Source organism: Zoogloea sp. LCSB751, from assembly GCF_002028455.1.
Classification (GTDB): domain Bacteria; phylum Pseudomonadota; class Gammaproteobacteria; order Burkholderiales; family Rhodocyclaceae; genus Zoogloea.
The window spans coordinates 18,884-30,950 of the sequence record NZ_MWUM01000019.1 but is presented as its reverse complement, the minus strand read 5'-3'; the positions used below and the strand labels follow the sequence as shown (position 1 = coordinate 30,950).

The window sequence follows — 12,067 nt, the reverse complement described above, 5'->3', positions numbered from 1 at the left end:
GCGCAGGTTGCAATCCGCCATGCGCGCATCAGGAAAAAACCCCGGCTTGGGACTGCACAAGCAGGCGGGAAACCAGTTCTTGTCCTTCTATCGTGTCCATGTAGTCCGCTGGCTTCGCCCCTCCCAGCGCAGGAATGGGCTGTTCAAGCCAATCGCCGACCCATCGGGCCGCATCAAAGCCTGTTGAATCCCCAGAGTCGCCGACCATGACAGCGACTTGACCGATCAAGCGCTCCAGTCCCAGTACGCGTTCTGACTGATCGGTCGAAAGCATCTCGCCTTCACGTATTTTCCGCGCAATGGTGGCTCGCCGCAGGTCAAGGATATGAACAAGACGCTCTTTCGGAACGGACGTCACTTCAACGATCAGGTCCACGCGGGTGGCCGGAACCTTTCCCCGAATCGCGCCGACAAGCTCGGCCGGGGAGGCTTGGTAGAGACTCTCAGCGTAAGCGAGCACGCCGACGCGAGCATCAGTGATGCCTGCAAGCTTCTTGATCACCCTACCTTGGGACTTCTTTATGGGGCTGATCACCTTGACGCCAGAGGTCGCGCGCGCCTTGGCTTGAGCTGTCTGAACCCTCTTGGGATGTGGTGTCTTCACACTGAATTCCATGATTAAACCCGCTCATTTGAGCTTTTAGTATAGCTCCGATGAGGCAACGCCCCGGGTCCGTCCAGGCTGCGCTTGCCTGCAGCCGAAAAAGCCAAAGAGTCAGTGACGAAGATGCTGCATGAACGCTCTGCGTCCATAGGGCCAGAGCCCTCAGTACGCCAGAGGCGTGTCCGCTTGCCTCACCAAGGGGTTTAACATTGAATAACCCCCTATTATTGAATGTTAGATTTCAAGGAAATTTGAAAAATCTGACGCCACTTTTAGTATGTACTATCATGATACGTAATACAGTACGAAATTAGAGGCAGACCATGGCCAGGGCAGGCATCTACAAATCCGAAGTGGTGCGAGCACGGGACAAGCTGATCGCCCTCGGCAAGCACCCGTCGATTGATGCCATTCGGGTAGAGCTGGGAAATACGGGGTCGCGGACCACCATCAGTCGCCACCTGAAGGAGATCGAGGAGGAGGAAGGTCCGGTCACGGGCAGTAAGGTGGCCGTCAGCGAATCCTTGCTGGATCTGGTGGGACGACTGGCTGAACGCCTCCATGGAGAGGCAAATGCCAGAGTGTCCGAGGCAGAAACACGGTACAGCAAACGCCTTCAAGACGCCCAAGCGCAATCAAAGGCTGCCTCCGATGAGGCGGAGTCCTTTCGCCAGCAACTGGAGGCGTGTCAGCTCGCGCTTGTGCGTGAGCGGGAGGCACACAAGGACACGCAAAAGGTGCTGCGCGATGAGACCTTGATCCGCACGCAGCTCGTTCAACAGGTGGCGGATCTTCAAGAGCGTCTGGCGGCCGAGGAAGAGCATCGGCAGTCGCTGGAGGAAAAACACCAGAATTCCCGTGAAGCCCTGGCGCATTTCAGGCAGTCAGTGAAAGAGCAGCGGGATCAGGAGTTGCGCCAGCATGAACAGCAGGTGGCCTATCTGCAGGGAGAGCTTCGCGCCCAACAGGAGGCCGGCAACAAAAAGCAGCATGAGCTCATTCACGCTCACCAGGAATGCTCGCGCTTGGCGAGCGAATTGGCGGGATCCAGCACCAGCTTGCGTCAGGCAAAGGCAGAGAATCAGTCGCTCAAGAAGGAGCGGGATGAACTCATCTTTGCCCAGCAACGCCTGCATGAGGTCGAGCAGCAGGCTCTTGAGCGCGAAGCACGCATCGGCGAGCTCGTCGAACGAAATCAGGGCCTCGAAGCCAGTCGCACTGCGCTGGAAGAGCGTCTGCAGCAAATGAGTCTGGATCTGGCAACTTCCAAGGCTACCGCAGCGGCCCTGGAGGCGATCATTGAGCGCATTCAGGGAGATGTTGCCGAGCTGGTCACCGAGCGGCGCAAGAAAATGCAAGGGCCGCAAGCGCATGGCTCGTGACGCAAAGTGAGTGGATCAGTGCAGATGCGACCCGGCCTGGAAGATTTCACTGGCCGTCTTCCAGAGTCCGAGCCGATCGGGCCATCTATGCAGGCGCAGACTCGACCGCATCACTTAAAGTGAATTCCCGACAAAGCTCGAATTCGGTGTTATCCCGATCATTTTGGATGGAGTAGTACCGGTTTCCATTTGCGACTTCGTATCGGTGAGACCAGGAGTTCGACGGATCTCTCCAAATCCGAACCAGTGGTTCCATCTTCCAGCGCCGTGTGCCATTCAAGTGCGGCGGGCTGACGAGTTGGACGTCGATAACCGTGACGTCATCTTTTCGTTGATCGAGAAACGACAGCAGATCGTGCGAGGGATGGGAGATCAGGATGATCTCCGGGAATTCGCCTTCCGGAGATTTGACCAAGCAATTCAAGTAGAACCATTCATCCAGCGTAGCCAAAGTGGCCGCTCTCCAGACATTCATTCCATCACCATAAAACTGGGAGGCAAATGGATGACGGGCGGCGTTATCGGTAAGAAACATCAGACTCTCTCATGGCAGCGAAGAGCCATCGCACCGGTTATACGGCTCGAATGGCTGGGCGAGGGGATTGGAACAAACGAGGGGGAACCATCGAATGGAGTGTAGATTATATTCCGTGGATTGATAATCCCGCCACCGGCATCGTTCGTCGGTGGTCAAATCTTTCGACGAACTTCGTGCCGACCTTGCCGCTGAGATCAAGCAATCTCGCAAGCGGCTTGGGCTATCTCAAGAGGCGCTGGCCTTGCAGGCCGAGGTGGATCGAACCTACGTCTCGCAACTAGAGCGCGGGGTCGCCAATCCATCGCTGCTGATTCTTCATCGGATTTCTGTCGTACTGGGCGTGGACTTGTCGGTCAGTTTGAGCCGAACAAGTGATGCGTAACCCTTCCGCCACTGCACCACATTTCCTCGTTCCCGTATTCATCAACTGCTAGGCATTGCGGGCATCGCAAAGTCCGTTACGACGGACCATCAGCTTACTGAGATCGGTGATCCTGCCTTGGCAGGAGTTGTGCGCGCCGCCAAAGTGAGGCTTGTGAGGTGGGTGGGTGAGTCTGCGGCCTCGTGAACTATGCCGAATAAATCAAAAATGGTTATTTTTTAATCCTTTTAAAACATTGACTTCCAGGGGATATGTATATGTTTTCCCTTCATCCCGGTCATACCCCCAGCCGGGATGCGAGGGGTGCTGCGCTCTTGATGAAGGCGTCGATGTTGTTGCGTGCGGCCAGGTTGATCAGCAGGAAGCCGCGCGCCTTGCCGTGCTCGTCAAACACCCGTTGCCCGACCCTGAGGGTCGGCGTGTAGGGCTCCACGATGCGTGAGCCTTCCATCATCAGGTCGAGGGGGGAGATGTAGATCAGGTTGCCCTGCATCTCCATGATCTCCTTGAAGAAGTAGCGATCGCGCTTGTTCTGGAGCTGGGCGCGCGGGAGGGGCCGGCCGTTGATGCCGTTCCAGTCGACGCGAACCCGTTCCTGGCCGTCCTGATCGATCCAGCGAACGGAGCTGTAGCCCGGGTTGCGGGACAGCAGCGTGACGAAAGCCTCCTGCATGGCGGCCAGCGTATCCCCGGACGGAGACAGGTAAGCGTTACGGATGGGGGCTTCCGTTACCAGGCTGTGAATATGGTTCAGAGGAAGCGCGAGGTCTTCCTCCAGGCGGCGACGGGCCGCCGATATGTGCTCCTGCTCATGGGCAAGAATCGGCGTGATCGCAGCCTGTTCCGAAGAGCGTCCCAACAGCCAGGCGCCTCCGGTAACGATCAGCGCTACCGGCAGGAAAATGGACAGGAACTGGATCAGCAGATCGCGTCTGTCTATTGTGCTGACGCCCTTGGGGTCTTTCGAAATGAAATAAATGGAACTGATTCGAGTCTCCTGCATTTCTTCGAGGAAGATCGATGAACCTTTCTGCTCATCATATTCCCGATAAATGCAGGAAGGTAGTGCAATGGCGCACACGATTCCCGGCATTCCGTGCCGGAAAAGGCCTGTGGACCATTCCTGCCCTTGCAAATTGGGCAATTGACGGATATGCCAGGTATGGGCTCCGGGTTTTCCCTGCGTCTAATGGACGGGGAGATTCATTTTTTTCATATTCGAATTTCCCGCCCGGAGCGAGGCGTGATGTTGCGATGTATTTCCTGTCTGGGATGCCGCTATTCGAGTTCTCGGTCAGTGCCCGTTGGCGGCCAATTTCAACAGCCGCCCCACGATTTCCCGAAACTCCAGGTCGATGTCGGTGGCCCGGTCGAAATAGCGATGCAGATCGTCCAGGGCGCCTTTGAACAAGTCGTCCAGATAGGCCCGTTGAATATCCGTCAGGCTCATGCTGTCCAGGGCCCGCTCAAGGTTTTCCAGCGGCTCGACAAGCAGGTGCTGGGCCTGGGACAGATTGTTGCGACCTTGTTCCGAGATCTGTACCAGCGTGCGGCCCAGTTCGGCCAGCTGGCGGCCGATGTCGCTCGACTGGGCGGGCTGGCCATTCAGGGCTGCGATATCACGGATGCGCAGATCGGCACATTCGGCCAGAGTCGATAGATGCTCGCGCAGGCCGGCGCGCCGTTCCGGTTCGTCGATCGGCAGGTTGTGGATGAGGATGGCGATGTACGGATAGGTGACAAGTGCACGGCTGCCGAATTCGAAAAGATGTCCCGAGTCACGCCGGGTGGCGAGCACGGAGGCCGCCAGTGGCGAAAGCGGGCCGTCGGTGGTGCGATCCAGCGGGCCGCCCTCACCGATCACCCGTACCGCACCGTTCAGATCCCAAGCCTTCAGAATACTGACCAACAGGTCGGCAACGGCCTCATGGCTACCCTGGGCTGCGAGCTTGCGCAGGGCGTCCACCACCATGCCCAGATCGCCGACCTTGCTGAAGGCCTTCTGCACCAGAACCTGCGCTTTGTTCGATTGATGGGCGAGGGTATGAATCGCCTCCCGGTGGGCGACGATGCTGCTCAATTTGTGGCGCAGTTCATGGGCAGCCACCGGTTTCAGTACGTAATCGTCGCCGCCTGCCTCATAGGCTGCGACCCTGTCGTCCGCCGTATCGTGGGCTGAGACGAAGACGACTGACACCGCGTTGCCGCCAGGCCGCTTGCGCAAGGCCCGACAGGTGTCGTAGCCGTCGAGGCCGGGCATGCCGATATCGAGCAGCACGACGGCAAAGGCTTCGGTGCTGGCCAGAAAAGCATCCCCACTCTCGAAAGCCTCGACGTCGTAGTCATTGCCCAACAGTTTGCTCAGGATGAACCGTTGCGGAGCATTGTCATCGACAACTGCGATACGAACCTTTTTACCCATGGCGATTCCTGGCTCCTCAAGCCCTGATTCAGTCTTCTGGTCGGCGGTCCGGGCGTATGTGGTTTGTTGCACCTGGATCAAATGGGAGGGTATCACGGCGACTCGGAAAGTCGTGCCATGGCAGGTATGTTCCGGGGAAAGACAGTTGCCGTGACAGCAGGCCTGAAATGAAACAAATAGCTCGCAGGTTTCAAATATCCGTCTCGAAGCGGTTGACCTGAAACCCTCCGGGCGGGCACATTTGTCATGCGGATCACCTGGAGCGCCGCAGCAGGCATCAATATGCGCGATTGGTGCAAGGCTTCGCGAAGCGTGCGCCGGCGATAACTATTTAACGGGGCATGATATCGATCCGGAAAACAGGCTCCGTGCCGTTTGACTTCGATCAACCGGGGGGCGTTTTACAGACGTTTAAAATCGAGGTTCGGCGAAATAGTGCAGTCATTGCTTTTATTTCGCTCTTTTCATAACAGGGTCTGAGCGGGTTTTCCGATGCAAATGAAGTTGAATCAGTGGTTTGAATTCCTTTCTATTGACGGGAATGTTTCGGACACCCTAAGGGAATTTCTTCCGCTCATCGAGGCCCATATCGATTCAATTCTGGACGTGCTGTACGAGAGGCTGCGTGCCTGTACGGCATCCGCGCAGGCATTTCGAGACGAGGACACGCTCGCTCGGGCCCGGCGGAGCCAGAAGGAGCACTGGCTGAAGCACGTGTTTGCCGGCAATTTCGACGACCATTACCTGGAGGCGGCCAGACGCATAGGCAAGGCGCATCACCAGTTGGGGGTCGATCTCAGGCTTTACATGGGGGCGTACGCCATTGTCCTGAACGAGCTGACCCGCATCGTGCAGGAGGCCATACCCGACAGCCGGGAAACCCGCCTGCGCTACATGAATGCAGTGACCAATGTGGTGTTCATGGACATGGGGCTGGCGACCTATGTCTATTACGACACCATGCTGTCCCACGTGGAAGAAATGGCCCACCAGTTGAACATGAGCCTGGCGCGCGCGGGGGAATATCGGGACAACGAGACCGGTGAACACATCCTCCGCATGAGCCGCATGTGCGAGGCGGTGGCCCTTTCGTATGGAAAGGACGCCCGATGGGCCGAGATGCTGCGGGTGGCAAGCCCGCTCCACGATGTCGGCAAGATCGGCGTGCCCGACTGCATCCTGCTGAAGCCGGGTCGTTTGACTGCCGACGAACTCTCTGTAATGCGACAGCACCCGGAAATCGGTGGGGACATCATCCCGGAGCACCCTGCCGAGGTCATCGGGATGGCCAGGCGGATCGCGCTCACGCACCACGAGAAGTGGGATGGCTCGGGTTACCCCATCGGCCTGCGAGGTAGCGAGATTCCGCTCGAGGGGCGGATTGCCGCAATCTGCGACGTTTTTGACGCCCTCATCTCGAAGCGCCCCTACAAGCCGGCCTGGTCCAAGGAGGAAGCCATTGGGCACATCTTGGCGAGCAGCGGGACCCACTTCGACCCGGAGGTGGTACGCAGTTTCCTCACCTGTCTTCCCCGCATCGATGAAATCCAGCGCACTTATGCGGATACTGACGGGGAGGGCGCCCAACCGGAGAGCGGTGCTGTCTGCTGCTGAAATACGGGCGCTGCAATGGCCGGGCACGGACTCTCCGGGCAAGGATAGTTGCCGTATATCGTCGAGATCAGGCAAAGCAAATGGGTATCGTTGCGAGCGACTGCTAAGCTGACCTACAGGTAGAGCTTGTCCGTTTGTAAAACGAGAAGGAGACACTCATGAGCGAACAGCAAAAGTGCCCGTTTGCCGGTATGCACGGCGCCCCTGCAACAGCTGGGGTACGCTCCAACCGGGACTGGTGGCCGCAGCAACTCAACCTGGCGATCCTGCACCAGCACGCGCCGGCCTCTAATCCGATGGACCCGGGCTTCAACTATGCGGACGCCTTCAAGCAACTCGATCTCGCCGCGGTCAAACAGGACCTGACCGCCCTGATGACCGACTCGCAGGACTGGTGGCCGGCGGACTGGGGCCACTACGGCGGCCTGTTCATCCGCATGGCCTGGCACAGCGCCGGCACGTACCGCACGGCAGATGGCCGTGGTGGTGGCGGCACCGGTAATCAGCGCTTCGCACCGGTCAATAGCTGGCCCGACAACGGCAACCTGGACAAGGCCCGCCGCCTGCTGTGGCCGATCAAGCAGAAGTACGGCAATGCGCTGTCCTGGGCCGATCTGATCATCCTGGCCGGCAACGTGGCGCTGGAGTCCATGGGCTTCAAGACCTTCGGCTTCGGTGGCGGCCGCGTGGATATCTGGCAGCCCGAGGAAGACATCTACTGGGGGCCGGAGACCGAATGGCTGGGCGACAGGCGCTACAGCGGCGAGCGCGACCTCGCCAATCCGCTGGCTGCCGTGCAGATGGGCCTCATTTATGTGAACCCGGAAGGCCCCAACGGCAACCCGGATCCGGTCGCCTCCGGCCGCGATGTGCGCGAAACCTTCGCCCGCATGGCGATGAACGACGAGGAAACCGTCGCGCTGGTGGCGGGCGGCCACACTTTCGGCAAGGCGCATGGGGCGGGCGATCCGAAGCTCGTGGGGCCCGAGCCGGAAGGCGCACCGCTGCAGCAGATGGGCCTCGGCTGGAAGAACGACTTCGGTTCCGGCAAGGGCATCCATACCACCACCAGCGGCATCGAGGGGGCCTGGAAGCCCCATCCCACTACCTGGGACAACGGCTATTTCGACACGCTGTTCGGCTACGAGTGGGAGCTCGTGAAAAGCCCGGCTGGGGCCTGGCAATGGCTGGCCAAGGACGTCAAGGACGAGGACCTGATTCCGGATGCCCACGATCCGTCCATCAAGCATCGCCCGATGATGACCACTGCGGATCTGTCCCTGCGCTTCGACCCGCTCTATGAGCCGATCTCCCGCCGCTATCACAAGGACCCGCAGGCTTTTGCAGATGCCTTTGCGCGTGCCTGGTTCAAGCTCACCCACCGGGACATGGGACCGAAGGTGCGCTACCTCGGCCCCGAAGTCCCGGCCGAGGATCTGATCTGGCAGGACCCGATCCCCGCCGTCGCTCACCCGCCGATCGATGCCGCCGATATCGCGACGCTGAAAGAGAAGGTGCTCGCGTCCGGCTTGTCCGTTTCGGAACTCGTCTCCACCGCGTGGGCCGCAGCGTCCACTTTCCGGGGTTCCGACAAGCGCGGAGGTGCCAACGGCGCCCGCATTCGCCTGGCTCCGCAGAAGGACTGGGAGGCCAACGAACCGGCGAAGCTTGCCAGGGTGCTTGGTGCGCTGGAAGAAATCCAGCAAGCCTTCAACGGCGCCCAGCGTGGAGGCAAGAAGGTTTCCCTCGCCGACCTGATCGTGCTGGGCGGCTGCGCCGCCGTGGAGCACGCCGCCAATGCTGCCGGACATGCCGTTGACGTGCCTTTCACGCCCGGCCGTGCCGACGCGCTGGCGGAGCAGACCGACGCGGAATCCTTTGCCGTGCTGGAGCCGCAAGCCGACGGTTTCCGTAACTATCAGAAGCAGGCTTTCAGTGTGCCGGCAGAGACGCTTTTGGTGGACAAGGCCCAGCTTCTCAAACTCAGCGCACCGGAAATGACGGTGCTGGTTGGCGGCCTGCGCGTGCTGGGTACCAACGTCGGCGGAGCGAAGCACGGCGTATTCACCCGCCGGGTTGGTCAGTTGAGCAATGATTTCTTCGTCAACCTGGTGGACATGGGTACGGAATGGAAACCGGTGTCGGACACAGCGGATATCTTCGAAGGCCATGATCGCAAGACCGGCGAACTCAAATGGACCGGTACGCGGGTTGATCTGGTCTTCGGTTCCAACTCGCAGTTGCGGGCCCTGGCCGAGGTGTACGCCCAGAACGATGCGCAGGAGAAATTCGTACGTGACTTCGTGGCGGCATGGAACAAGGTGATGAATCTGGACCGGTTTGATCTGGCCTGAGCCTCACCACCCGGGTTGGCCCGATGGCTGAATGCACCTGAACGCAATTGGTGCTGCAGCTTTCCATCAACCTGGCCCGCTTCACCGGTATGGCAGTGGACACATATTCCCAGTCGATACGGGCCGGGAAAACCTAGCTCACCGCGCTTCGGCCCTGACCGTAACGGGTGACCTCAATCTGCGGCACACCGCCTTCATCGAGGCCGGTGTGCCGCTTTTCATTTTCCCTTGCGCTTCTTACCGGCGATTTTCACGTCGTCGCAGGCAATCTGGTCATTCAGAAACCCGTCCATCGTTACAGGTGCAGCCTTTATGCGCAGGAGGGCAGGGCCGCATGGCATTAACTTTGCGATACAAGCCTGACGCTATTCAGATTGGCCCATAGGCATGGCAAGTGTCTGGTTATGGAGCAGTACCGTTGAAATTCATAACACTTTAGAAATAGGTGTTGCACAGGAAAGTGCTCAAGGGGAAAGTTATGGCTATCAAATTTCAATCGATCCAGCATCGTATTTCTGCTGTCGCCGGGGCGTGTCTCGTTGCTTCAGTGATATCTACGGTGGGTTTCGGGGTGTACTCATCGCGTGACACCCAGCAACTCGTCAGCGAGCGCGTCAGCGGACTGGTTAAGGAAAACACACTTACCAGCCTCAAAGGTATTGCCGGAACTCAGGCCGGCATCATTCAGGCAAAGTTTGATGTAGCGCTTGATGCGGCGCGGACCATGGCGCATGTCTTCGAACTGGGGAAAAAGGAAAATGGTCTGAGCCTGGGGCGCGGCCAGATCAATGCAGTGCTGTTGAATGTGCTGAAGAACAATCCTGACTTCAACGGCACGTATTCTTGCTGGGAACCGAATGCCCTGGACGGTCGCGATGACCAGTTCCGTACCGGACAGGCCGGAAATAACGAAAGGACGGGGCGCTTTACACCCTATTGGAATCGTGATGCCAAAGGCAATATTGCAGTTCAGCCGCTGGTCGAATACGACACCATGGACAAGCATCCGAACGGTGTGCTCAAGGGCGGCTGGTACATCGGGCCGCGGGACACAAACACGGAAAGCGTGCTCGATCCCTTCCCTTATATCGTCCAGGGCAACCAGGTCTGGCTGACGACGCTCTCCGTACCCATCATGGTGAACGGCAAGTTTGTCGGCGTAGCGGGAACCGATTACAACTTGAACTTCGTGCAGGAGTTGTCCCAGCAGGCCGATCGAGGTCTGTTCGGCGGAAAAGCCGAAGTGTTGATCGTCAGCAACATGGGCTTGATTGTCGCCGACAGCGAAAAGCCGGAAATGATCGGCAAGCCCTTGCAGGAATTGATGCCTGGCAAGGATGTGTCTGCATTGGTGGCCGATATCAGGGCGGGCAAATCCGAAGCCCGCCTTGAAGAGAGCACTGGTTTGATTACGGCAATGGCGCCGATTCAACTCGGGCGGACCGGCAAGCCGTGGGCGGTGTTGATCCGCGTCAGCAAGGAGGTCGTGCTGGCCGAAGCCTATGCGCTGGACAACAATCTTGCAGCTCAGGCCAGAGCGTACACCGGCTGGCAGGTATTGGTCGGCTTGTTGGCGGCCTTGGGAGGAACGACTTTCCTGTGGTTTGCGGCCGCTTCCCTGGCCCGTCCTATTCGTGAGGCCGAACGGCTGGCCAATACCATTCGTCAGGGGGACTTTTCCAGTCGCGTCGAGAGTGGCTCTGACGACGAAGTCGGCCGTCTGGGGGTGGCGCTTAACGACATGGCGGCTCGTTTGCAGGCCCAGGCCGATATTGCCGAAAGGATATCTCAGGGAGATCTCAATATTCGGATCGATCTCGCGTCGGACAGGGATCAACTGGGCATGGCGCTCCAGCGGATGCTGGATAACCTGAATGATGTAGTTGGGCAATTGCAGAGTGGGGCGAGAGAAATCACCGCCAGTGCCGAGCAGGTGTCGGATCTCAGCAATGGATTGTCGACAGGCGCAGCCAAGTCCGCATCGTCGGTGACCGAGATCGGCGCAGCGATGCAACAGCTGACCTCCACGACTCGCGACAATGCCGACAATGCTGGCCAGGCGGACAGTTTGTCGAAGGCTGCGCAAACCTCCGCGGTAAGCGCCAGCACGCACATGGGTGAAATGATCTTGGCAATGGGCGAGATAGAACAGGCCGGCGTCAGTATCAACGAGATCATCCGGGTCATCGACGAGATAACGACGCAGACCAATCTTCTCGCGCTGAACGCCGCAATTGAAGCCGCCCGGGCCGGGGAACATGGGCGCGGTTTCGCGGTTGTCGCAGATGAGGTTCGTAACCTGGCGACGCGCAGTGCGGAAGCAGCAAAGCGTGCCTCCAGTCTGATTGCCGGCTCCGCCGAAAAGACTCGCCGCGGTGCAGCCATTGCCGATACGACGGCCGGCGCATTAGGTGAAATCGTCAATGCGACCACACAGGTATCGAACTTGCTGTCCGAGATTTCGCTGGCCTCGCAGGAGCAGGCTGCCGGCTTTTCGGAAGTGTCGATCGGACTGGGTGAGATCGACCGCGTGACCAACGGCAACAGCACTGACGCCGAGATCTGTTCGCGTGCGTCGGTCATGTTGCGTCAACAAGCGACGAATCTGGTCGGGCTGGTCGGGCGCTTCCGGATTCGGAGTTAGTCAGTCGTGGAGGTGCCGGGTGCCCGCCGAGCCGGCACCCGGCTGGCGGACCGAGACTGCTTTTATCCGGGGGCGTATGCCAGGACACCGCTTTAGCCGAGTGCCGGTCATGCGCACTGTGGTTCGC

Annotated in this window: 9 protein-coding genes; 5 read left to right on the top strand and 4 right to left on the bottom strand. The window is 59.0% G+C overall.

Features of this window, described 5'->3' with window-relative positions:
- Positions 1–28: 28 nt before the first annotated feature.
- Positions 29–616, bottom strand: coding sequence for an antitoxin Xre/MbcA/ParS toxin-binding domain-containing protein (locus tag B4920_RS30530; RefSeq protein WP_254050985.1), 588 nt, complete (start codon positions 614–616; stop codon positions 29–31).
- Positions 617–927: 311 nt separating this feature from the next.
- On the opposite strand from B4920_RS30530, the gene B4920_RS18500 reads away from it, so the two are divergent.
- Positions 928–1,986 carry a DNA-binding protein gene (locus B4920_RS18500; RefSeq protein ID WP_079436155.1) on the top strand — a complete coding sequence of 353 codons (1,059 nt, stop codon included), beginning with the start codon at positions 928–930 and terminating at the stop codon, positions 1,984–1,986.
- A gap of 85 nt (positions 1,987–2,071) precedes the next feature.
- On the opposite strand, the gene B4920_RS18495 is transcribed toward B4920_RS18500, so the two are convergent.
- Positions 2,072–2,521 carry a hypothetical protein gene (locus B4920_RS18495; RefSeq protein WP_079436154.1) on the bottom strand — a complete coding sequence of 150 codons (450 nt, stop codon included), beginning with the start codon at positions 2,519–2,521 and terminating at the stop codon, positions 2,072–2,074.
- A gap of 151 nt (positions 2,522–2,672) precedes the next feature.
- On the opposite strand from B4920_RS18495, the gene B4920_RS18490 reads away from it, so the two are divergent.
- Positions 2,673–2,906, top strand: coding sequence for a helix-turn-helix domain-containing protein (locus B4920_RS18490; RefSeq protein WP_079436153.1), 234 nt, complete (start codon positions 2,673–2,675; stop codon positions 2,904–2,906).
- 277 nt (positions 2,907–3,183) lie between these two features.
- Here B4920_RS18490 and B4920_RS18485 read toward each other — a convergent pair whose 3' ends face one another.
- Both B4920_RS18485 and B4920_RS18480 read right to left on the bottom strand, forming a co-directional pair.
- Entirely contained in the window at positions 3,184–3,909 is a 726-nt protein-coding gene (locus B4920_RS18485; protein WP_139379556.1) for a cache domain-containing protein, read from the bottom strand.
- A gap of 291 nt (positions 3,910–4,200) precedes the next feature.
- Positions 4,201–5,400: a two-component system response regulator gene (locus tag B4920_RS18480; protein ID WP_254050990.1), complete on the bottom strand. Its 1,200-nt coding sequence runs from the start codon at positions 5,398–5,400 to the stop codon at positions 4,201–4,203.
- A gap of 420 nt (positions 5,401–5,820) precedes the next feature.
- On the opposite strand from B4920_RS18480, the gene B4920_RS18475 reads away from it, so the two are divergent.
- The 3 genes from B4920_RS18475 (at position 5,821) to B4920_RS18465 (ending at position 11,940) form a co-directional block, all read left to right on the top strand.
- Positions 5,821–6,942, top strand: coding sequence for an HD domain-containing phosphohydrolase (locus B4920_RS18475; protein ID WP_079436148.1), 1,122 nt, complete (start codon positions 5,821–5,823; stop codon positions 6,940–6,942).
- A gap of 158 nt (positions 6,943–7,100) precedes the next feature.
- Positions 7,101–9,296, top strand: a complete 2,196-nt coding sequence (gene katG / locus B4920_RS18470; RefSeq protein ID WP_079436147.1) for a catalase/peroxidase HPI — start codon at positions 7,101–7,103, stop codon at positions 9,294–9,296.
- Between the two features lie 478 nt (positions 9,297–9,774).
- Positions 9,775–11,940, top strand: a complete 2,166-nt coding sequence (locus tag B4920_RS18465) for a methyl-accepting chemotaxis protein (RefSeq protein WP_079436146.1) — start codon at positions 9,775–9,777, stop codon at positions 11,938–11,940.
- The last annotated feature ends 127 nt before the right edge of the window (positions 11,941–12,067 follow it).